23 protein-coding genes are annotated in these 21,335 nt (G+C 38.7%); 9 read left to right on the top strand and 14 right to left on the bottom strand.

All coding sequences use genetic code 11. The features are described from left to right. Window positions 1-126: 126 nt before the first annotated feature. Window positions 127-1,089 carry a phospholipase A gene (locus tag HMPREF1019_RS09000; protein WP_034901768.1) on the bottom strand — a complete coding sequence of 321 codons (963 nt, stop codon included), beginning with the start codon at window positions 1,087-1,089 and terminating at the stop codon, window positions 127-129. Then, entirely contained in the window at window positions 1,082-1,645 is a 564-nt protein-coding gene (locus HMPREF1019_RS08995; RefSeq protein ID WP_009295405.1) for a molybdenum cofactor guanylyltransferase, read from the bottom strand. Before HMPREF1019_RS08995 ends, HMPREF1019_RS09000 begins: the two co-directional genes overlap by 8 nt. A gap of 218 nt (window positions 1,646-1,863) precedes the next feature. Between HMPREF1019_RS08995 and HMPREF1019_RS08990 the strand changes: the two genes are divergently transcribed. The 4 genes from HMPREF1019_RS08990 (at window position 1,864) to HMPREF1019_RS09740 (ending at window position 3,803) form a co-directional block, all read left to right on the top strand. Beyond that, window positions 1,864-2,100: an SWEET family sugar transporter gene (locus HMPREF1019_RS08990; RefSeq protein ID WP_232210193.1), complete on the top strand. Its 237-nt coding sequence runs from the start codon at window positions 1,864-1,866 to the stop codon at window positions 2,098-2,100. 68 nt (window positions 2,101-2,168) lie between these two features. Beyond that, window positions 2,169-2,591, top strand: a complete 423-nt coding sequence (locus HMPREF1019_RS08985; protein ID WP_009295403.1) for a hypothetical protein — start codon at window positions 2,169-2,171, stop codon at window positions 2,589-2,591. Window position 2,592: 1 nt separating this feature from the next. Further along, the gene (locus HMPREF1019_RS08980; RefSeq protein ID WP_009295402.1) at window positions 2,593-3,315 is read left to right on the top strand and encodes an OmpA/MotB family protein; all 723 of its coding nucleotides are present in this window, start codon (window positions 2,593-2,595) and stop codon (window positions 3,313-3,315) included. Further along, window positions 3,312-3,803, top strand: coding sequence for a tetratricopeptide repeat protein (locus tag HMPREF1019_RS09740; RefSeq protein WP_009295401.1), 492 nt, complete (start codon window positions 3,312-3,314; stop codon window positions 3,801-3,803). Before HMPREF1019_RS08980 ends, HMPREF1019_RS09740 begins: the two co-directional genes overlap by 4 nt. A gap of 46 nt (window positions 3,804-3,849) precedes the next feature. On the opposite strand, the gene leuC is transcribed toward HMPREF1019_RS09740, so the two are convergent. Further along, on the bottom strand, window positions 3,850-5,115 hold the full coding sequence (gene leuC / locus HMPREF1019_RS08970; RefSeq protein WP_009295400.1) for a 3-isopropylmalate dehydratase large subunit: 1,266 nt from the start codon (window positions 5,113-5,115) through the stop codon (window positions 3,850-3,852). An 83-nt stretch (window positions 5,116-5,198) separates the two neighbouring features. After that, a complete protein-coding gene (locus tag HMPREF1019_RS08965) occupies window positions 5,199-7,331 on the bottom strand; it encodes a TonB-dependent siderophore receptor (RefSeq protein WP_009295399.1) in 2,133 nt (710 codons plus the stop codon). A gap of 119 nt (window positions 7,332-7,450) precedes the next feature. Between HMPREF1019_RS08965 and HMPREF1019_RS08960 the strand changes: the two genes are divergently transcribed. Both HMPREF1019_RS08960 and HMPREF1019_RS08955 read left to right on the top strand, forming a co-directional pair. Further along, complete coding sequence (locus tag HMPREF1019_RS08960) at window positions 7,451-8,773, top strand: NFACT RNA binding domain-containing protein (RefSeq protein ID WP_009295398.1); 1,323 nt, start codon at window positions 7,451-7,453, stop codon at window positions 8,771-8,773. 2 nt (window positions 8,774-8,775) lie between these two features. Further along, the gene (locus tag HMPREF1019_RS08955) at window positions 8,776-9,117 is read left to right on the top strand and encodes a hypothetical protein (protein ID WP_009295397.1); all 342 of its coding nucleotides are present in this window, start codon (window positions 8,776-8,778) and stop codon (window positions 9,115-9,117) included. Between the two features lie 433 nt (window positions 9,118-9,550). Here HMPREF1019_RS08955 and HMPREF1019_RS10685 read toward each other — a convergent pair whose 3' ends face one another. Continuing rightward, on the bottom strand, window positions 9,551-9,976 hold the full coding sequence (locus tag HMPREF1019_RS10685; protein ID WP_009295396.1) for a ComEA family DNA-binding protein: 426 nt from the start codon (window positions 9,974-9,976) through the stop codon (window positions 9,551-9,553). 277 nt (window positions 9,977-10,253) lie between these two features. Here HMPREF1019_RS10685 and accB point away from each other — a divergent pair, with 277 nt between their 5' ends. Both accB and HMPREF1019_RS08940 read left to right on the top strand, forming a co-directional pair. Continuing rightward, complete coding sequence (gene accB / locus HMPREF1019_RS08945; protein WP_002940019.1) at window positions 10,254-10,706, top strand: acetyl-CoA carboxylase biotin carboxyl carrier protein; 453 nt, start codon at window positions 10,254-10,256, stop codon at window positions 10,704-10,706. Beyond that, window positions 10,706-12,037, top strand: a complete 1,332-nt coding sequence (locus tag HMPREF1019_RS08940) for an acetyl-CoA carboxylase biotin carboxylase subunit (RefSeq protein WP_004317853.1) — start codon at window positions 10,706-10,708, stop codon at window positions 12,035-12,037. Before accB ends, HMPREF1019_RS08940 begins: the two co-directional genes overlap by 1 nt. Before the next feature lie 148 nt (window positions 12,038-12,185). On the opposite strand, the gene HMPREF1019_RS08935 is transcribed toward HMPREF1019_RS08940, so the two are convergent. The 8 genes from HMPREF1019_RS08935 to HMPREF1019_RS08900 all read right to left on the bottom strand — a co-directional run bounded on the left by HMPREF1019_RS08935 (window position 12,186) and on the right by HMPREF1019_RS08900 (window position 17,486). Further along, window positions 12,186-12,737 carry a DUF2393 family protein gene (locus tag HMPREF1019_RS08935; RefSeq protein ID WP_009295395.1) on the bottom strand — a complete coding sequence of 184 codons (552 nt, stop codon included), beginning with the start codon at window positions 12,735-12,737 and terminating at the stop codon, window positions 12,186-12,188. Beyond that, window positions 12,737-13,267 carry a DUF2393 family protein gene (locus HMPREF1019_RS08930; protein ID WP_009295394.1) on the bottom strand — a complete coding sequence of 177 codons (531 nt, stop codon included), beginning with the start codon at window positions 13,265-13,267 and terminating at the stop codon, window positions 12,737-12,739. The genes HMPREF1019_RS08935 and HMPREF1019_RS08930 overlap by 1 nt, the downstream gene beginning before the upstream one ends. Further along, the gene (gene hisIE, locus HMPREF1019_RS08925; RefSeq protein WP_009295393.1) at window positions 13,257-13,991 is read right to left on the bottom strand and encodes a bifunctional phosphoribosyl-AMP cyclohydrolase/phosphoribosyl-ATP diphosphatase HisIE; all 735 of its coding nucleotides are present in this window, start codon (window positions 13,989-13,991) and stop codon (window positions 13,257-13,259) included. Before hisIE ends, HMPREF1019_RS08930 begins: the two co-directional genes overlap by 11 nt. 2 nt (window positions 13,992-13,993) lie before the next feature. Next, window positions 13,994-15,106 carry a prohibitin family protein gene (locus tag HMPREF1019_RS08920; RefSeq protein WP_009295392.1) on the bottom strand — a complete coding sequence of 371 codons (1,113 nt, stop codon included), beginning with the start codon at window positions 15,104-15,106 and terminating at the stop codon, window positions 13,994-13,996. 16 nt (window positions 15,107-15,122) lie between these two features. Next, window positions 15,123-16,037 carry a branched-chain amino acid transaminase gene (locus tag HMPREF1019_RS08915; protein WP_009295391.1) on the bottom strand — a complete coding sequence of 305 codons (915 nt, stop codon included), beginning with the start codon at window positions 16,035-16,037 and terminating at the stop codon, window positions 15,123-15,125. A gap of 100 nt (window positions 16,038-16,137) precedes the next feature. Next, a complete protein-coding gene (locus tag HMPREF1019_RS08910; RefSeq protein WP_002939987.1) occupies window positions 16,138-16,779 on the bottom strand; it encodes a thiol:disulfide interchange protein DsbA/DsbL in 642 nt (213 codons plus the stop codon). A 9-nt stretch (window positions 16,780-16,788) separates the two neighbouring features. Then, window positions 16,789-17,286, bottom strand: coding sequence for a thioredoxin-dependent thiol peroxidase (bcp, locus tag HMPREF1019_RS08905; protein ID WP_009295390.1), 498 nt, complete (start codon window positions 17,284-17,286; stop codon window positions 16,789-16,791). Beyond that, entirely contained in the window at window positions 17,283-17,486 is a 204-nt protein-coding gene (locus tag HMPREF1019_RS08900; RefSeq protein WP_009295389.1) for a tautomerase family protein, read from the bottom strand. The genes bcp and HMPREF1019_RS08900 overlap by 4 nt, the downstream gene beginning before the upstream one ends. Window positions 17,487-17,600: 114 nt before the next feature. Here HMPREF1019_RS08900 and HMPREF1019_RS08895 point away from each other — a divergent pair, with 114 nt between their 5' ends. Continuing rightward, window positions 17,601-18,002 (top strand): hypothetical protein, encoded by a 402-nt coding sequence (locus HMPREF1019_RS08895; protein ID WP_009295388.1) that lies wholly within the window; start codon window positions 17,601-17,603, stop codon window positions 18,000-18,002. Here HMPREF1019_RS08895 and HMPREF1019_RS08890 read toward each other — a convergent pair. Then, the gene (locus tag HMPREF1019_RS08890) at window positions 17,999-21,319 is read right to left on the bottom strand and encodes a DUF748 domain-containing protein (protein ID WP_009295387.1); all 3,321 of its coding nucleotides are present in this window, start codon (window positions 21,317-21,319) and stop codon (window positions 17,999-18,001) included. The two genes, HMPREF1019_RS08895 and HMPREF1019_RS08890, sit on opposite strands and share 4 nt — an antisense overlap. Window positions 21,320-21,335: the final 16 nt, after the last annotated feature.

Here is a 21,335-nt window from a genome sequence, read left to right as displayed (position 1 = left end):
CAAAATTTGCTTATATTTTTTCTAATATTTTTAAGTTTTTCTATTAGTTAAATTTTTTTCGTTATTTTTCTGAAATTTATCTCATCTGCCCAAATTTAGCCACTTTATAAGATTAAATTTTTAAGGCTATTTTAAAATAACAAAGCCAAGACCAACCTTGTCAGTGTGCCTATCATAATCAATCAAACTCTCGCCGTATCCTGTAAAATACTGCAAATAGCCATAAACGCCGCTTGAAAATATCGGAAACATATATGAAATTTCAGCTGCACCTTTATTTGTTTTATCAAAATGTAAGTTATTTCTTAGCATTAGGCTAAAAATTTGATCATTTAGCTTGTAACTAAGCCTTAGATCTCCGTGTCCGATGTAGTTTAAAATTTCTTTATTGTCGTTCTTTTCGCCGATCACACTCCAAACTCTTGGCGAAATGGTTAAATCTCCATAGACGAGATCGCCTTGCACGTAGGCTCTGTTCCAGCTCCTTGAGTTGGTGCCATCTCGTCCGTTTGACTCATGCAAAAGTCCAAATTTTAGGTTTTTCACGCCTATTTGCTCTAGATATTTTGGAGAGGCAAAATTTAAGAAAATTTCAGGCTGATAGTTTGTCTCACGAAACGGAGCTGAGGTTTTTGTTATCTGCCACCAAGAAGTTTGCGTATATGCTGCCACAAGGCTCTCTCTAAGACCAAAAACATCGTAAAATAGCGGCTTTGCAAGGCTTATTTGAAACTTCGTCTCAACGCTCTTTCGCCCATCATCTGGGACAGTTTTAGCGTAAGTTACTGGTAAAAGGTAGTTAAATTTATAAAGCTCGATGCCAAGTGCATTTTGTAAATTTTTATCGCTTTTATCTCTTAAAAGATCAGCCTGCTTTAGCTTCGCATCATTTGGTGCTGGCTCGCTCGCTTGCACATTTTGCACCGCTTCTTGCTCGCCTAAAGAGCTTTTGGCTAGCTCTTTATAAATTTGCATCGCAGCCTTTATATCGCCACTTTGCTCAAGCTCTTGCGCCCTTTTAAAGTCATCTGTCCTGCTTGCCATCAAAAATGTAAGGCTAAGGCTTAAAAGCAATGTAAATTTACTCATTTTTCATCTTTTCATTTGCTATTTTGTACTCGTCTGGGAAATTTACGTTAAAAAACTGCTCTTTGTCCTCAAAATTTACTATCTTGCACTTGCAGTTTTTTCGTAAAAGTCCGATTTTATGCTCATTTTTTTGGTATTGCTCACGCGCAAGTGGGGCTAAGCTTGGGCTAAAAAAGCCACAAAGTGAGTGTATATGCTCATCATCGCCAGCCACGACCATCTCAAATTCATCTTTAAATTTAGTCAGCTCGCCAAGACTTACAAGATCAAAAAATGGCATATCAGCTGGGATGATAAAGACGCTATGATCAAAGCTTTTTAGCACGCAGTAGAGCGCTAGCATCGGCGAATAATCCTCACTGTTCTCATCTTTTATGAGCTTTAGTGGCGGGTTAAATTTCTCAAATTTAGAGCTTACAAAAACCTCATCAAAGACTTTGCTAAATTTAGCGACCTGATAGTGCGTGAGTGTTTCAAATCCCCCAAATGGCAGCAAGCTCTTATCCTGACCCATGCGCGAGCTCTTGCCACCTGCTAAAATGACGCAAGTTTGCATCTTTTATCCTTTTAAATTTCAAAAATTACAAAAGTATAACCAAATTTTCTAACTCATCTTGTTTTAAATTTATTATTACTTGACAAAGCTTTGCCCTTAAATTTGCAAAAAGAGTGCTTTTTAGCAGACAAAATTAATTTTTTCCCCTCACTAATCATAAAACTAGAAAATAACGGCTTACTTTTAAAGGAGATCACATGAGTGAAAGAAATTTATAAATTTTAGGTTGGATAGGTACGTGCTTATCGGTTGTTATCTACTTTTCATACATCCCACAGATAATGGGCAACCTCGATGGCAACAAAACGCCTTATATTCAGCCACTAGCGACTGCGCTAAACTGCACGATCTGGACAAGTTACGGCCTACTAAAAGCTAAAAAAGACTATCCACTTTCTGCTGCAAACTTCCCAGGCATAATCTTTGGACTTTTGGCAACTATAACAGCGTTTTAAAGAATAAATTTATAAATCGTTTAAGTATGTCAGTGTTAAAATGTGGAACAAAAACATAGGACTTTATCTTGGGCGATTTTATTTATTCTCTATTCTCAAATACTCATATTGTTATCGGTGTTGGTATCATTCTTGTTTTTTTTATCTTTTTTTTAACAAATTTGATAAAAAGTAAAAGACTACATAGTCAAAGTTCAGATATTTTAATCACCATAGGTATAGGCTTTACTTTTTTAGGCATATTTTTGGGATTAATTGACTTTGATGCTAATGATGTCGAAAATAGCATTCCTAAGCTTATAAATGGTATAAAAACAGCTTTTAGTATATCTATCTTTGCTATTTTTGGATCCATATTTTTAAAACTAATTGAGATTTTCTTTTTTGGCGCTATGAATAAAGAAAATAAGAATGAAGAGTTTGATGTAGCTGAGCTTATAAAAAATCAAGAAGAAATCATATTGTTGCTTAAAAAAATTAGCGAAAAATAAAATGGGTCTCTTTAAAAAAACTGGAAAGAATAGTTACTGGATAGCATTAAGTGACATAATGACGGCTTTAATGCTTGTGTTTTTGTTGTTGTTTTCTCTATATATGTTAAAGGTAAATGAAAACTCAAATATTATAAATTTAAAAGAAAAACTTGAAAAAAGCCAGGCTATACCAAAAAATTATAAAGATCTAAGATTAAAATTAACAGCTATGTTAAAAGAAGAATTCAAGGATGATTTATCGAAATTTAATGCGGTTATTGGAGATGATTTAACTATTAGATTTAATAAGCCAGAAATTCTTTTTAAAACTGGTGAAGCTGACTTATCTAAAGATTTTGAAAAAATTTTAGATAACTTTTTCCCAAGATACATAAAAATAATAACAGACAAAAGTATTATAAGCAATATAGATGAAATACGCATAGAAGGTCATACAAGCTCAGTTTGGAATGATGCGAGTAAAGATGATGCATATATTAAAAACATGGCTTTATCCTCCAAGAGAGCACAGTCTGTTTTAGAATACATATTGAGACATTCAAAAGAAAGTAATTTTCTAAAAGAACATTTTAGGGCTATAGGTTTTGCATCGGCTAAAACGCTCGACGATAATTCAAATTTAACCTCAAAAAGCGGGCTAAAAGAAAATTATCTAAACTCACAAAGGGTTGAATTTAGAGTTATAACTAATATTGAAGATAAGCTAAAGGATCAAAAATGAAAAAGATTTTTTCTGTGATATTGTTTGCATTATGCTTTTGTTTTGCTAATGAATATGATGTAGTTCAATCTGCGTTAAAAAATAAAGACTATGAAAAGGCTGAGAAAATTCTTAATAAAGAGTGCGGACAAAATAGGGCATGGGCTTGCAATCAGCTAGCATTTTTATACGCAAAAGGTGATCTAAAAATTCTTAGTCTATTTGAAAGTGCTAAAAAAGCAAAGGAGCTTTATCAAAAAGCTTGTGACGGTGGTAATGCAAATGGTTGTGCTGGTCTTGGAGAGATGTTCTTTAGAGAGCAAAACTATGCAAAAGCATTTGAATTGTATCAAAAAGCTTGTGACGATGAAGACGGATATGGTTGTGGTCGTCTAGCCTCATTATACTATAAAGGTTTAGGTATAGAAAAAGATAAGACAAAGGCAAAAGAACTTAACAAAAAAGCTTGTGATCTTGGAAATCAATTTTCTTGTAAATTTGCAAAATAATTTAAACTTTTCTTATATAACAATCTTTTGCCTTAAAAGCTAACGCCTATAAGTCCCTTGGATCGGCGATTTTACCTGCTATCGCGCTCGCCGCCACAACAGCCGAGTTAGCTAGATAAATTTCACTAGTTCTATCGCCCATACGGCCGACGAAATTTCTATTTGTAGTCGAGATGCAGCGTTCATTTGCACCTAAAATGCCCATATATCCGCCAAGACAAGCACCACATGTTGGGTTGCTCACAACTGCGCCAGCTTCGATGAAAATGTCGATAAGCCCCTCTTTTTCAGCAGCTCTTGCGATCTTTTGCGTCGCTGGAGTGATGATGAGCCTTGTTTTGCGGGCTACTTTTTTGCCTTTTAGGATTTGCGCTGCGATGCGAAGGTCGCTTAGACGGCCATTTGTGCATGATCCGATAAATGCCTGATCGATAGCTAGATCGTCGCGAACCGCCTGTCTTACGCTCTTGCCGTTGCTTGGCAAAAATGGATATGCGATGACTGGATCAAGGTTTGTGACATCTATCTCTAAAATTTTGTCGTATTTTGCGCCCTCATCTGAGTAGAAAAATTTTGGTTTATTGCGTAAATTTTTATCTTTTAAAAACTCTTTCGTGATCTCATCAACCGCGATGATGCCACTCTTTGCGCCAGCTTCGATCGCCATGTTGCACATTGAAAATCTATCATCCATGCTAAGGCTATCTATCACCTCGCCGCTAAACTCAAGCGCTTTGTAAAGTGCGCCATCAACGCCTATTTGGCGGATGATCTCAAGGATGAGGTCCTTGCCGTAGACGTGCTTATCAAGCTTGCCCTTAAAGACGACTTTGATGCTCTCAGGCACTTTAAACCAGTTTTTGCCAGTGATCATCGCGTAAGCTAGGTCGGTGCTACCCATGCCGGTGCTAAATGCTCCAAGAGCGCCGTGCGTACAGGTGTGGCTGTCTGCGCCGATGATGACGTCGCCTGGGATGACTAGCCCTTTTTCAGGCAAAATCGCGTGCTCGATACCCATATCTTTTTCGTCAAAATAGTTTTTAAGGTCGTGTTTGTAGGCAAATTCGCGTGAAATTTTGGCTTGATTTGCGCTTAGGATGTCCTTTGTCGGGATGTAGTGGTCCATCACGATGGCAAAGCCGTCTGGGTTAGCTAGCTTTTTGGCACCACTTCGCTCAAACTGCTTGATCGAGATAGGCGTCGTGATGTCGTTGCCTATGATCATATCGATCTTGCTCTCGATGATCTCTCCTGCGCTTACCTCTTTGCCAACGTGATCTGAAAATATTTTTTCTGTGATGGTTTGTTTCATAAATTTCCTTTAAATTTTGGGGCGATTTTAACAAAAATAGCTAAATTTAAAGAAAATTCACCAAGCCAAAAGGCTTAGTGAAGTTAAAATTTAACCGACGCAGTGAGCATAAACTGACGAGCATAGCCTGGTTGTATCGGTATGATATTTGCCTGCGTGCCAGTCGATGAAGATGTGTAGTAGAGCTTATCGGTTAGGTTTTTGACGTTAAATGAGAAATTTGTCTCATAGCCTGCGATCTTTGTATCATAGCTGATAAAAGCGTCATAAACAACCGCGCTATTTATCTTAAAGGCTGTTCCTGCTGGCACCGCAGGTAAATTTGTCCTCATATAGTATGTATACCACGAGCCAAAATACCTAGCTCCACCGCCGATCCTTAGCCCTTTTGCGCCAAGATGGCTAAAGTCATAGTTGGCAAAGAGGCTTGCTTGATGCTTTGGCGTGGCTTCAAGCGGTTTGCCAACGAGTACCGCATAGGCACCACTATCTTTTCGCACCTCGGTTTTAGTGTATGCGTAGCTAGCGCCAAGACTTAGCCCTTGCGTTACACGACCATTAAAATCAAACTCAAATCCTCTAGAGCGCGCTTCGCCAACTGGCGTACTCACGCCATCTACGGTGCGCATGATGTTTTTCTTATTGATGTTAAAAACTGCTGCACTTGCTGTTATGCTATCGTTTTGAAATTTAGATCCAAACTCTATACTCTTGCCCTCTTCTGGCTTTATATCGCCTATGTCAGCGCCGCTGATCGCCATTTGTGGGTTGAAGCTTTGCGCGTAGTTGGTATAGACCGACCACTCAGGCGTTAGCAGATACAAAAGCCCAGTTTGCCACGTAAATTTGCCATCTTGCTGATCTGTGCTATTTGGTCCGCTAGTCGTGCCGCGAGCTACTTGGTCGTAGTATTCATATCTAGCTCCTAAAGAGTAGATCAAATTTTGGGTCAAATTTATGCTATCTTGCGCGTAAAATCCGATCGTTTTTAGCTTTTGGTACTGGATACTTGAGGCTCTATCAGACGGATAGGCGACCGTGCCATAAACTGGGTTATAGATATTTATAGGGAAATTTCTTGGCGTCGTGCCAGAGCTATAGCTATTTAGTGCGCCGGGTCTATAGCGGTAGTACTCCTTTGCATCGATGCCAAAGAGCAAGTTGTGCTCCAGCTCGCCTGTTTTAACATAGCCGTTTAAATTTAATGAACCTGCGTGCGTGCGGTGGATAAAGCCGTCATACGCCTCGTTTCGCCTAGATGCAACGCCAGTGTTTAAATTTACGTTCATTAGCCTGATGTGACCATACTCATGACGAGACCTAGAAAAGGCATAAGCGCCCTTTAGCATCCAGTTTTCGCCGAGATTTTTCTCAAAATTTATATCAGCAGTGTCAAGCTTTGTTTTAAGCTTATTAAATGGCTCGTCAAGTCGTCTTTTCTTATCTATAGGCAGTAGCTTTCCAGTGTTTGGGACGAGATACATGCCGCGGTCGATCGGATCGGTTGAGCGAGTGTGAGTGTAGGCGAAATTTATGCGGTAGTCATCGCCTTTATATGACAGTGATGGCGCAAAAAGAACGTTTTTATACTCGCCAAACTCTCTCCAATAGTCCTTTTTCATCGTATCAAATATAAATCTATACGCAAAGCCGCTCTCTGCGATCGGCCCTGTGGTGTCAAAGCCAGTGTTCCAGTAGTTGCGGTTGCCAAAACCAGCCCAAATTTCATTTGCAAAGTCATATTTTGGCTTTTTAGTTACCATGTTTATTATGCCGCCTGGCTCTTGTGCGCCGTAAAGCAAGCTAGCTGGTCCTTTTAGCACCTCGACGCTTTCTACGGTTTTGTTAAAGCTATGAATGACGCTAGCTGGCACGCCATTTCGCATTATAGAGCCATCACGTCCGCCACCAAAACCTCGCTTGATGATAGAGTCAAAAATGCCGCCTGTTGTGTTGCCATAGCTAACGCCACTCACGTTTTGAAGGCTCTCGGCTAACGTCTCTGGCTTTTTGTCTTTTAGTTGCTGAGCCGTCACGACATTTACAGTTTGTGGTATCTCAAGGATAGGCGTGTTTGTTTTGCCAACTTCGCTAGTTGTCGCCCTATAACCATCATCCGCGCTATCTTCTACGCTAACACCTTCTAAATTTACATCAGCGCCATTTAAAGCCAAAACCGCAAAACAAAGTGCGATACTAATGCGAAATTTACTCAACTGGTCTCCTTTAAAAATTAATTATTTTAAAAATCATTATCATTATATAAAATTGAAATTTAATTTTTTATGAATTAATTTACATTATATTTTTGCAACATTTCTGATATAATCCCCGCATGAAGTATGCACATTTAGTTCAAATAGCAAGTTATCTATCAAAATTTAAAAAGATAAGCCAAGCAAAGCGCGTAAGCGACATGGCTATACTTATCGAATTTAGCGGCGAAAAGATTATTTTTGATCTAAATAAGTCAAACTCAGCGGTCTATAAAGATGATGAGCTAAAAGAGGCGAAAATTTATCAAGCACCCTTTGATAATGTCCTAAAAAAACGCTTTAACGCCTCGCATATAAAAAGCGTCGAGTGCCTAAAAGACAATAGAATTTTAAAATTTATCTGCACGCAAAGTGGCTCATATAAAAGCGAAAATTTCATCCTTTATCTTGAATTTACCGGTCGCTTTACAAACGCTGTGATAACTGATGAAAATAGCGTGATCATCGAGGCGCTAAGACATATCGACAATAGCTACCGCAAGATAGAAACTGGCGAGGTTTTAAAAGAGCTGCCAGCCATCGCCATCAAAGAAAAGCCGTGCGAGCCGATAACTGACTTTGAGGCATTTTTTAGAAGTGAAGCAGCTAGGATAAACGAGGATAGGATAGCTAGCTTAAAAGAGGCAAAGCTTGCTAGCGTGCAAAAAAAGATAGATAGCATGAGTGAAATTTTAAACTCGCTTGAAGATAAAGATGAGCTTATGAAAAAGAGCGAGGAGTTTGCAAGCTACGGCTCACTTTTGCTTGCAAATTTGGCAAATTTTAAGGGCTATGAGAGAGAAATTTCTCTTAATGATTTTGACGGCAATGAGATAAAACTAACTCTTAGTGATACGCCAAAAAATAGCGCAAATGAATTTTACTCAAGGTCAAAAAAACTTCGTGCAAAAGCCCTTGGTGTGGAGATAGAAAAGAGAAATTTAAGCGAAAAGATCGAGTTTTTAGAAGGGCTAAAGTCGCTTTTAAAAGAGGCAAAAAGTGCTTACGAGCTTGAAATTTTAAGCCCAAAAAACAAGGCAAAACAAAGAGAGAGGCACATAAAAGATGTGGGCGAAAATACTGAAATTTTTTACGTTAGAGAGTTTAAAATTTTAGTTGGCAGAAATGAAAAAGGCAATATAAATTTGCTTGATCTCGCCAAAAAAGACGACATCTGGCTTCATCTAAAAGACGCCCCAAGCGCTCACGTCATCATAAAAACAAACAAAAGCAAGGTGCCAGAGGACGTGCTAGAAATGGCTGCTAAATTTTGCGTGGAATTTAGCGTAAAAGGGGCTAGTAGATACGAGGTGGATTACACCAAACGCGAAAATTTAAGGCGTGAAAATGGTGCAAATGTCACTTACACAAACTACAAAACGATCATCATAAATAAAGGCTAAAAATGGCGGTAACACCTTTAGGAAACAGCAACTTCATCAACCAAAATGCCCCAGTCGTCTCGCAGGTGCATGCAAACCAGCAAGCACGCTTTGACATGCAAGCACTAATGGCATCTGAGCTAGCTACCCAGCAAAATGAGGAGATCAAAGAGGTGCGTCCGATGGAGGAGTCATATAAAATAGACCCTGAAAAAGAGCACGAGCGTCAAAAAAGCGAAGAAGAGGCGAGCGAGTTTGAGAACGAAGAGCAAAACGCAAAAGCTAAAGATGAAGAGAATTTGGAAGATGAAAAAGATGATGAAAGTGACGTAGAAGAACATCATATGCTTGATATATCAATATAGTTAATTTAGTAGGCAAACTCTCTCTAAACTCTGCGCCTTTAACTAAATCTTATATAAATTTATCTATTTCTTACTAAGTGTCCAGCATGCAACTAGCTTGGCTCCATGCTTTGTTTCGTTGTAATACATACCAAATCTATATTTAGTTCATGTAAAGCCAGTTTTATCCACAACAGTTTTCGCATTAAGAGCCTGACTTAGTGTCATCTATGGTAAATACTGCACCCCTTACCAGCATTAAATTTAGATCATCTTCTAATGTTATAATGAACTATCAACTGCATTAAACACAGCTTGATTTGCATAAGAATAAATTGGAATTTGTTCACTAAAACTAAATAAGACATAAAATACGAAAAAGTGATAATAAAAAAGATAAATATAAGAAGGATTAGGAACGCTTAGCGTTCCTTTTTAAGAGTAATTTTGTATTTTACTTTTCTATCTTCTCTTTGGCTTTACTTTTAGCCTCTTTTTTTACTTTTTCCTTCTTTTCTTTTACTTTATCTTCAGCGTTGTCTTTTTTTTCTTTTACTTCGCTGCTCTTTTTACTTACTTTTTCTTTTAGCTCATCTTTTTTAGATTTTGCTTTAGCTTTCGTTTCGTCTATTTTTGTCTCGCCAGATGTTGAAATTTCTGATTTTAAATTTTCAAATGTCTTATCACCTATGCCATTTACATTTTTGAGATCTTCTATCGAGTTAAATTTATTTGCCTTTCTATACTCAATAATAGCATCTGCTTTTGAAGCACCTATACCATCTAGACTCATTAACTCTTCTTTTGAAGCAGTATTTAAATTTACAGCTGCAAACATTGTAGAAGCTGCTACTAATAACGATAACATAACCTTTTTCATTTTTTGTCCTTTTTAAGTTAAATTGGGCGCTGAGTTTAACATATTTAACATGCTAAGTCAATTTAAAATAAAAATTAATAATCTGTACTGATTGTAAAATTATCTTTATAAATTTTATAGGTAATTAAAAATTTTAAACACGAGAAAGTAGGTAGAAGTAAAAGTTTTAGATAGCTGTAATTATATTTAGAAAGATAAATTTTTATGTCATAAAAAAATTTTTTATCTATTTTTCGCTACAATTAGACGCTTATATAAAAATTTAGGAGAATTTTCTATGAAAAAAGAAGATATAAAAGAGCTTATCGAATTTTTTAATGGTATGGAGATGAATCATATCAAGATAAAAAGTGGTGATTTTGAGGTTGAGGTAGAGAAATTTGCTGATTATTGCGCGCCTGCAAAGCCAGCGGCACAAGCAGCAGCTCCAGCGCCAACACCTGTAAATGTTGTCGTTAGCTCAGAGGTAAAACCAGCTGCAAATTCGCCAAAAGATAGCATAAAATCTCCTATGGTAGGTACTTTCTACGCTGCTCCAAGCCCAGGCGCTGCACCATTTGTAAAAGTAGGTCAAAGAGTGAGAAAAGGCGATGTAGTGGGCATCATTGAAGCTATGAAGATCATGAACGAGATCGAGGCTGAGTTTGACTGCCAGATCACTGAGATGCTAGTCTCTGACGGACAGCCAGTTGAGTTTGGATTGCCGTTATTTGGCGTGGAGAAAAATTAATGGAATTAAAAAGAATTTTAATAGCAAACCGCGGTGAGATCGCTCTTCGTGCTTTGCGAACGATAAAGGAGATGGGTAAAGAAGCCGTTGTAGTTTATTCAACCGCTGACAAAGACGCACTTTACGTAAAATACGCCGACGTGGCCATCTGCATCGGTAAAGAGCGCTCAAGTGACAGCTACCTAAATATCCCAGCTATCATAAGCGCAGCTGAGATCAGCGAAGCAGACGCTATCTTTCCAGGTTATGGCTTTTTAAGTGAAAATCAAAATTTCGTTGAAATTTGCTCACACCACAAGATCAAATTCATTGGACCAAGCGTTGCTGCGATGGCTTTGATGAGCGACAAGAGTAAGGCAAAACAGGTCATGCAAAGAGCTGGCGTGCCAGTCATCCCTGGCTCAGACGGCGCTGTGGCTGATACAAAAGCTGCAAAAGAGCTAGCCAAAAAGATTGGCTATCCTGTCATCTTAAAAGCTGCTGCAGGCGGCGGCGGACGCGGTATGCGCGTGGTTGAAAAAGAGGCTGATTTAGAAAAAGCGTTTTGGTCTGCTGAGAGTGAGGCGATGAGTGCATTTGGCGATGGCACGATGTATATGGAAAAATATATCCTAAATCCACGCCACATCGAGGTTCAAATCATCGGCGATAGCCACGGCAACGTGCTTCACATAGGCGAGCGCGACTGCTCTATGCAGCGCCGTCACCAAAAGCTGATCGAAGAGAGCCCAGCTATCTTGCTTGATGAAAAAACAAGAGAGAGGCTACATGAAACTGCCATAAAAGCGGCAAAAGCGATCGGCTACGAGGGAGCAGGTACGTTTGAGTTTTTGGTTGATAAAAATTTAGACTTTTACTTCATCGAGATGAACACAAGGCTCCAAGTCGAGCACACAGTAAGCGAAATGGTAAGTGGGCTTGATATCATCGAACTTATGATAAAAGTGGCCGAGGGCGAAAAGCTACCGTCACAAAAGAGCATCGAGCTAAAAGGCCATGCGATCGAGTGCAGGATCACAGCTGAGGATCCAAATACTTTCACTCCGTGCCCTGGCAAGATTACAAAATATGTCTGCCCAGGCGGCCGCAACGTGAGAATGGATAGCCACATCTACCAAGACTACTCTATACCGCCGTATTACGACAGTATGATCGGAAAGCTCGTAGTTTGGGACACTGATAGAAACAGAGCTATTCACAAGATGAAAGTTGCTCTTGATCAGCTCATAATAAGCGGCATCAAAACAACAAAAGACTTTCACATCGCCATGATGGAAAACAAAGACTTTTTAAGCAACAACTACGATACAAACTATCTTTCAAGACATTAAAACTAAATTTTAAACCATTGTCTTTTGGCTTTGGTTTAAAATTTCTTATTTTATATATAAGCCAAATTTTATTTAGATTTAAGAGAAATTTAGCCAGTTTATAATTATTTGCAAAACGTAATAAAGACTAAAAATTTATCTAAATTTATTAGTAGCAACTAAGTTTTGTGATATTCATACCATTTTTAAAATATGGCGGATAGGGCATAGTCACTGTAAATGGCACCGCTTTTTGCTTTGGCAAATTTTGAGCTACGTCAAATTTATATGCCACAGTGTTTGGCCTCTCGTTCTCATCACCTCCAATAAACCATGAAAAAAATGAGAGTCCACTTGGTTTAAAAAACGCCTCGCCACCAAGATCGTTTTTATTTAGCGGCTGATTAATGAGCTTAATTGTAAGAGTGCATTTGCTAATGGTAAATTTACCGACATTTCTTACTTGACCACGAAATACAATGCTTTCATTTCTTAACACTCGCTCGCTTTTTACGCCTTCGACTATGCCTTTTTTGGTGTATTTATCAAGAACTAGCATCAAAAAAATGGCAAGCGTGGTTGAGACCAAAATGTTTGTAAAAAGTAGTGATAAAAATAGCTTTCGCTCAGCTCTAAGTGAGAGCACAAGAAATAAAATAGAAAGTAGTGCGATCGCGAAAAGCACAATGATATGAACGATGGTAAAGTAGGCTGAACTCATCAAAAACACTCCGCTTTTTTGGTGATATTGTAGTCAATGAAGGCAAAGTCATTGACAAATTCTCTTATCTGCTTGCTCTGCTTTGGCAAAAGCGCTTCATTTAAAATGATACGTTTTTTAGCAAAAGGGTTTAGTGAATTTAGAAAATTTCTCGTGCTTTGCTTTGAACCAAGATAGAAGCCAAGCTCGATTTTGCAAACGTTTAATGTGTAGTTTGAGTTATTTGTGATGTTAAAATCAACCATCAACGCATCGACATATTGAAGCTGTTTTGTGTTTATTTTGCTTATGCTAACTGGTCTTAGATTTTCATTTATATATTTGTTTGCGTAGTAGTTGCCTGCAAAAAGTCCCAAAAAACCAGCTAGGATAAATAAAAATCCTATCTGCCACCATGATTTTATCGCGACGAAAATTCCTAAAAGCACGATAAATATAAAGGCTAAAAAGACCCAACCATAGGCTAGAAAGTCGATAAGTTTGGCGTTTTGAAGTATGAAAAGTATGTTATGCTTGATGCTATTTAACATCTCGCGATCTTTTTTCTTCGATGCCACTCATGCCAAAACGCCTTGCAAGCTCGTTTTTGACGGCATCTGGATGTATGTTGTGGGCTGAAAGTGCCACAAGTGCGTGAAAGCAAAGATCGGCTGCTTCATAGATGAGGTCATTTTTTGCTTTTTGCTCATCTTGTTTTATCTGCTTGGCAAAACTAAGCTCTTTTGCCGCCATAACAAGCTCTGTAGCCTCTTCGCCAACTTTTTTTAGAATTTGATTTTCACCCTTTTTAAAAAGACTTGCCACGTATGAAGTTTGCGGATCAGCATTTAGCTTTCTATCTTCTATAACGTGATAAAGCTCGTCAATGACGCCGTAACTTGGCTTTTTAACCTCGCATTTTTCATCTGAAATTTCTAAATTTTCTAAATTTATCTCGTTAAAAAAGCAAGACCTTGCCCCAGTGTGACAAGCAGCGCCTCCGTTTTGAACGATTTTTAAGAGCAAAGTGTCGTTGTCGCAGTCTAAAAACGCAGCCTTGATCTCTTGCGTGTTGCCACTCTCTTCGCCTTTTTTCCAAATTCTATTTTTAGTGCGTGAAAAGTAGTGAGCGTAGCGGCTAGATAGACTTAAATTTAGCGCTTCTTCGTTCATATAAGCAAGCATCAAAACCTCGTTTGTAGCGTGATCGCAAACCACCACTGGGAGCAATCCACCAACTTTTTGCCAGTCTATACTTTTTGCTACGCTATTCATTTTTACCTTTCGCTAACCGAGCTGGCTTTTGCCCTATCTTTTGCATCTAGCCAGATATTTGGCACAGCCCCGCCAGGTGTTAAGAAAATTTTGGCATCTTTGTTCTCTTTAAGAGCGTCGTTAAATCTATTTTGCGTCTCGATCTGCTTTAAATTTAATAAATTTTGATCGACACTTTTTGCGATCTCTTTGTTTGCATAAGCAGTCGCATCAGCCTCGATCTTGATAGCGTCAGCCTTACCCTTTGCTTCGATGATAGCAGCTTTTGCAGTACCTTCTGCAAGGGCAGCTTGTTTTGAAGCCTCTTGATTTGCACGCTCGACCTCATATTTTGTCCTCTCGGCCTCTTGTTTAGCGATCTGGACACGCTCGATCTGCTCTTTTACCTTTGAAGGCAAGATGATCTCACGAAGCTGCACTGTTAGAAGCTCAACTGGCTTGTTTGGCTGAGAGTCGATGTCTTTTCTTATGCCCTCATCGATCTGCCTTGCTAGGTCATTTCTCTTAGTTGGTAGCTCTTCGGCTGTGTATTTACCAGCGATGCTGCGAACAACGTCGCGCACGACAGGATCAACGATCTTGCTCTCCCAGCTAAGACCCCAAGATGCGATAGTTTGTGGTGCATTTTCTGGATTTAGACGGTACTGCACGGTGATATCGATGCTAACTGGTAAATTTCTAGCGTCTAAAACTGAGATAGAGTTTTTGCGTAAAATTCCAGCTCCTTGATAAGACTTTTGCAAGCTCTCGCCCATATCTTCGCCTGAAGTGTAGTTGATGATCCTAACTCTAGTATCAACTACGATGATATTTTGGATAAATGGCAAAAAGAAGTGAAATCCTGGTTGCAAAGGATTTGGCTCATATTTACCCGCTGTGGCTTTGATGCCGACCTCGCCTGAGTGTATCACTTTAAATGGCTGAGTGATAGCAAGGATCGCGATAATTGCGATTATTATGTAGGCTAGCGCACCAAATTTGCCAAAGCCGCTTGGTATATTTGGCATTTTAAAATCCTTTTTAAAAGGTGGCTCTTTGTCGTTATTTTGACCTGAGCCCCTGTTGTCATTACCTGGCTTTTTTTTGTTGAAATAATCATTTAAATCAGCGGGCATTTCGTTCCTTTAAATCTTAAATATATGTTAAAAATGATTCGTATTTTTTGTTCAGACCATAAACTACGTCAAAGTAAGCTTTTTGTAGTCTCTTTGTCACTTCGCCTCTAGCACCGTTGCCGATGGTGCGGTTATCTATGCTGTTTATCGGCGTTACTTCAGCTGCAGTGCCAGTGAAAAATGCCTCGTCAGCTGTGTATGCTTGATCTCTTGTGATGCGCTCTCTTCTTACTTCGATATCAAGGTCGTGAGCTAGTCTTATGACTGTATCTTGAGTGATGCTAAGTAGGCTGTTATCGTTTGGTGGAGTGATCAATGCACCATTTTCAACGATAAAAAAGCACTCGCCTGGACCTTCAGCCACAAAGCCCTCGCTATCAAGAAGCAGCGCCTCGTCGTATCCAGCCTCTTTTGCTTCGTAGTTTGCCATTTGTGAGCTTAGGTAGTTTGAGCTAGCCTTTGCTCTGTTCATTTGAGCAGCAGGGGCTAGTTTAGCAAAGCTTGAAATTTTAACTCTGATGCCTTTTTCTAAGCCTTCATCGCCAAGATATGCGCCCCACTCCCATGAAGCGATAGCAGTTTGCACTGGTGCTTTTGTGTGCGCTACGCCCATTACGCCGTATCCTAAAAAGATAAGTGGGCGGATATAGACGTTGCTGTTATATTTATTTGCGCGAAGTAGCTCGATCTGTGCTTTTTCAAGCTCTTCTTCAGTGTAAGGTACGTTTAAAACGGTCATTTTTGCTGATCTTAAAAGTCTTTTTGTGTGGTCTTTTAGTCTAAAAATAGCTAGACCTTTTTTTGTTTTATAAGCTCTTGTGCCTTCAAATACGGCATTGCCGTAGTGCAAAGAGTGAGTTAGAACGTGTACTTTCGCATCGTCCCATTTTACTAGTTTTCCATCCATCCAGATGAATTCTGAAGCGTTCATAATTAAACCTTTCTTTTTTAGAAATTTGATCCGAGTTTATCTAAAATTGCTTTAAATTTACATTTCTAAGCCCAAAATGTCCGTAAATTTTAGGCTAAAGTTACTTATCTAAAAGCTCTTTTATCGTCTTTGCCATCTCATCGATCGACGAAGCTGCGCTTAAATTTATCAGATACTTGCCACTTACCACAAAGGCTGGCACACCGCTGATACTTGCTACATCATAAGAGGCAAACCACTCGTTTAAAAGCTCTTTTGCACGCTCTGAACTTAGCGCTTTTTCGTATTCGTCTTTGCTCACGTGAGCCGCATTTAGCGCTAGATCGATAAATCTTTGCTTATCTTTGCCGTCATTAAAGTCATCTTTTTCATCGTGTCTTGCTTTATAGATCGCAAATTTAGCTTGCTTAAATTTAGACTCATCGCTTAGCAGATCAGTCCCATTTGCCTCATCTATCGATATAAGAGCGGCGAAAATTTTACTTGTTGTCTCGCCAAGCTTGCCTTTGGTGCTTAGGTGATATGGGATAAATTTAACCCCGTCAAGCTTTGACATCAGCTTTCTTGTGATCGTTCGGTCAAATTTATAGCAGTGAGGGCAGTCGTAGCTAAAGACCTTGACGACTGAGTTTTTAGGCACGTTAAGCGGTTTTGCTAGAGTTTGATACTCCACGCCTTCAGTCAGTGCTGATAAATTTAGCGCAAAAAACGCACTTAAAATTAGCATTTTTATAAGCTTCATCTTTGCTCCTTATTTTACTAGATCAGCTAGCACTTTTGCGGCGTGGTCTTTGGCTTTTACGCTTTTGTAAATTTTAACTATCTTGCCGTCTTTGCCGATCACAAAGGTGCTTCTGGCGATGCCAAGATACTCTTTGCCGTAGTTTTTCTTGACCTGCCAAACGCCATAAAGCTTTGAAATTTCTTTATCCTCATCGCTTAAGAGGATGTGCTTTAAATTTTGCTTTGCGATAAAGCCCACATGTGACTTCACGCTATCTGGGCTAACGCCGATGATGACGGTGTCATTTTTGATAAACTGATCGTAGTTTGCGCTAAATTCGCAAGCCTCAGTCGTGCAGCCTGGAGTGTTGTCTTTTGGGTAGAAGTAAAGCACCACGTTTTTGCCTATAAAGTCCTTTAATGCGACCTTTACGCCGTCTTGATTTAGCGCTTCAAACTCTGGCGCTTTATCACCAACTTCAAGCGTTATCTTTCTCTCAATGTCTGCTTTGCTAAATTCGCTCATTTCATCCCCTTTCTTTTGTCCTCTACGCTCTCGCCGCCTACGCCGATATTGCCAGCGTCGTGAGTTTCGATAAAGATCATAACCGCCTCTTTTTTCTTGCCAAGCACTCTTACAAGCGTCTCGGTTACTTCTTTAAAAACTTGATCTTTTTGCTCTTTTGTAGGCTCTGGGCCTGCTATTTTGATATTAACATAAGGCATTTTTGCTCCTTTTTTAAGATACAAAATATTAGCCAAAATGAGTGAAATTTCAGATTAAAGCCGTTATTTAAGAATTTGGCATTAAAATAAGCAAACTTCCAAAAGGAGCGAAAAATGGATTATAATAGGCAAAATAAGGGCTTTGTTTGCTTTATGTATGGCTTTGGACGAAGCAGAGCGGTTTATGCTGTTTTGATGGTGCTGGTCGCATTTTTACTCGGTTTTTTGACGCTAAATTCTGGCGAAGCTGACGTTTTAAATTTACAAATAGCCCTTGGCGTCATGCTTTGCGGCCTTTTGCTGATCTTTGTAAATCCTAAAATTTTCATCATCAAGCTCGCAGGCTATCTCATCAGCCTAGTTGGCGTCATGATCGCCCTTCACAACGCAAATTTACTAGGTGCGGAGTTTAACCTATACTTTTACGCAAGTCTCGTTTTTGGGGCATTTATGATGCTTATGCTTCTTAGCTGGTTTGTCTACAACGCAAGAAGCAGCGAGATAAATGAAATTTAGTTCGCCACTCCCATTAGCACGCTTGTATAGGTGTTTTGCTTAGGCTCTGAGCTTGTTGCATCGTTTATATTTATGCGACTAGCCTCAAGCCCAGCTTTGATAAGCGCCTCTTTTACGGCATTTGCACGCTCATTTGCACGCTCTATTAGCTTTTCTTTATCAACCTCGATGCCTTTTAGCGCCTCTTCTCTTAAAGCTTTTTCGCTTCTATCTTTTAAATTTGGCACAAGCTCATTTAAAACTGCTATGTAGTCTTTGCCGCTTGAAGCGATGATTTGATTGATCTTTTGATCTAGTTTTTTGTTTTTATAAAAGCTCTCATCGAGTTTTGAGTATGTTGGCGTTATGCTAAGTTTCATCTTAGGTTTTGAGCCAGTTAGCTTTATAAAATCAGCTATCTTAGGCGCTTCTGAGCTTATAAGCTCGCTGCTTCCCGCAAGAAAATCAATAGAGCTAAGATCTTTGCTGCCAAGTCCTAGAGCGTTGCCTAAAAATCTAAACGGAGCTAGCGTGATGTCAGCAAAGAGCTTTTTCACAGCTGCCCATATGACGCCGCCATATTTAAAGTCAGGATCGTCTAAATTTCCCTCAACTGGCAGGTCGATGTTTATTTGATTATTTTGATCGCTAAGTATCGAGATAGCAAGCGAAAGTGGTAAATTTACAGCGTCTTTTGAATCAACCTTTTCTCCAAGTGTAAGTGAGTCAAAATTTATGAAATTTGAGCCATTTAGTTTTGAGTCGATGACGCTATAGTTGAGGTTTAAATTTAGCTTGCCTTTTTTGATCTTATAGCCCACAAACTGCCCACTATATGGCGTTATATCAGTTAGATCGATATCTTTAAAGTCAAGCTTTATGTCGGTATTTTGCTTTAGCTCAAATGGAAAGAGTTTTGCAGTGATCTGCGCAAAGCCATTTTTGCCAACCACACCTTGAAACTCGCCTGAGCTTGGGCGCTTTTTATCGATATCTGTTAGCTTGCCATTTAGCTTTGAGATCGTTGTGGCAAATGGCATAAATAGCGATGCATCCGAGAAATCAACCTCGCCATTTTTTAAAGAGAAGTTTTTCACGCTAAATTTTAGCTCGTCATCTTTCTTGCTAGCTGCCTTTTTGCTTTCAGGTTTTGCCTCGGTTTTAGCCTTATTTTTATCCTCTTTTACGATCTGAGATAGGTTAAATTTACGCTCTTTGCTTAGATGAGCCTTGATAAATGGCGAATTTAAGCTCACTCCACTTATGGCAAGGTCATTTTTGGCAAATGAAATTTTTTCAAGATCTAGGCTTTTAAAGGCGATTAGTTTTTCGGTTTTTTTGCCGTTTAATCTTATATCTTTGATGCTAACTTTTGCGTCTGCTTTGATATCTTTTGCGTAGTGAAGCTGGGCATCTGCGCTCATCTGACCGCTAGATAGAGATGCTTCTAAAAATGGCTTTGCATAGGCAAAATACTTTGGTAAATTTGTATCATTTAGCTTGATTTTAGCGCTCACGTCAAGTGGCTCGATCTTTATTTTTGAATCAACATCTAAATTTAGCTTTTGTGAGCTTTTCATCGCTACTTTTGCATCAAATGGCTTGCTAAAATCGCTACTTAAATTTGCTACTTTTACAAAAAGATTATCAAATTTATGAGTGATCTTTTCGCCTTCAAAAAGGTGCGTCAAAGCGATATCTGCGTTATTTACGCTTATATTTTTTACATCAAATTTAAACTCATTTTCTTTGCTTTTTGAAGCACTTTTATTTTCAGCCTTTTTCTCTACTTTTTTAGTGTGTTTTGCCACCTTTGTAGCTTTTGCGCTCTGCTCGCCAAATCCTAGCTCATTTACAGCGCTTAGACCATTGTCGTTTAGTTCTGAAGTAAATTTAGGCTTATTAACATCGACACTAGCGATATTTAGAGCCGTTTTTAAAATATCAAAGCTTATGCTCTTTATCGCCACGTCAGCGACGCTTGCTATATCTTTATTTTTTGCTTTAAGCTCTATGTTTTTTACGTTTAGCTCATCAAGGCTAGCAAGGCTCTTGTTGCCATCCATTGTAAAATTTGTATTTGTCACGCCAGCGCTTGCTACATTTGCATTTGCGCTTTTGCTAAGTGGCGCATTTATGCCATTAAGTGCTATTTTTTCTAGCGTTAGAGCGGTTTTGTTATTTGCTAAATTTAGATTTAAATTTGAAGCATTTATATCTTTTAAATTTGCTAAATTTCTATCCGCTTCATCTACTTTAAGAGCGTTTGCGCCTACGCTTTTTAGCTTGGCTGTGGCGTTTAGCTCGCTTTTTTCATTTAAATTTGCAAGAAGCGAGATATCACTTAAATTTAGTGATTTTACGTTTGCAGAGGCAGCATTTTTAAAAGAGATATCATTTAAATTTATGGCACTTAAATTTAGCGCAGCCTCCGTTTTGTCAGCTATCTTGCTAACAAGATCAAATTTTGGAAGCTCTAACTCTCCAAGGCTAAGCTCATTTGCACCTTCATCAAGGCTTAGTCCTTTTACATTTAAAAAGCCATCTTTTAAATTTATTCCAGTTGCGTTCTCATCGGCATTTAAAGCGTAGTTTATCTTTAGGTTTATGATGGCATTTTTTAGATTTAACGTATCGTTATCGATAAAACTTATCGCAACTGGCTTTATGCTAAAGTCTTTTATGCTGACGTTGCCTTCTATTTTTAGTGGATTTAGCTTGATATCGCCATTTAGATCGATCTTGTGTGCTAGGCTTGAGTTTGAGTCAAAGATGTGATTACCAGCGCTATTTTTCTTCGTATTTAGCGAGCTTAGCTCGTAGTTTATATCATCAAAGCTTACGTTAAATGGCTTTGTTAAATTTTGATCGCTATATGAAAATGAGCCTTTGATGATTTTTGCGTTATTTAGCGCGAAATTTATCGAGCTAGTGCTGTTATCTTCGCTAGTTGCGTTATCATCGCTTATAAAATTGCTAAAGTTAAAATTTGCTTTTTTATCTCTTGCGATCTTTACCTTTGGCTCATCTAACCTAAAAATGTCTATCTCAACTAGCTTTTTAAAGATAGAAAATGGCTTTAGCTTAAGATCGATCTGCTTTGTGCTAAAAAGCGGAGAAGTGGTGTTTAGTTCGGCATTTGTAGCGTTTAGCTCGAAGGTAAATGGGTTAAATTTAGCATCACTTACAAAAAGTGTTGCGTTGTAGTCTTTTAGGTACTTTGGCGCGATATTTTTGATAGCATAAGGCAGACCAAAAAAGCCAAGAAGCGTGTAAATAAGCAAAAGTGAGACTACACAGATGCCGGTGATTAGGGCTATTTTTTTCTTTTTATCCATTGTGAAATTTACCTTT

It is taken from the genome of Campylobacter sp. 10_1_50 (genome assembly GCF_000238755.1).
In the GTDB taxonomy this organism is placed as follows: Bacteria; Campylobacterota; Campylobacteria; order Campylobacterales; family Campylobacteraceae; genus Campylobacter_A; species Campylobacter_A concisus_R.
This window is presented reverse-complemented; position numbering and strand designations above follow the sequence as displayed.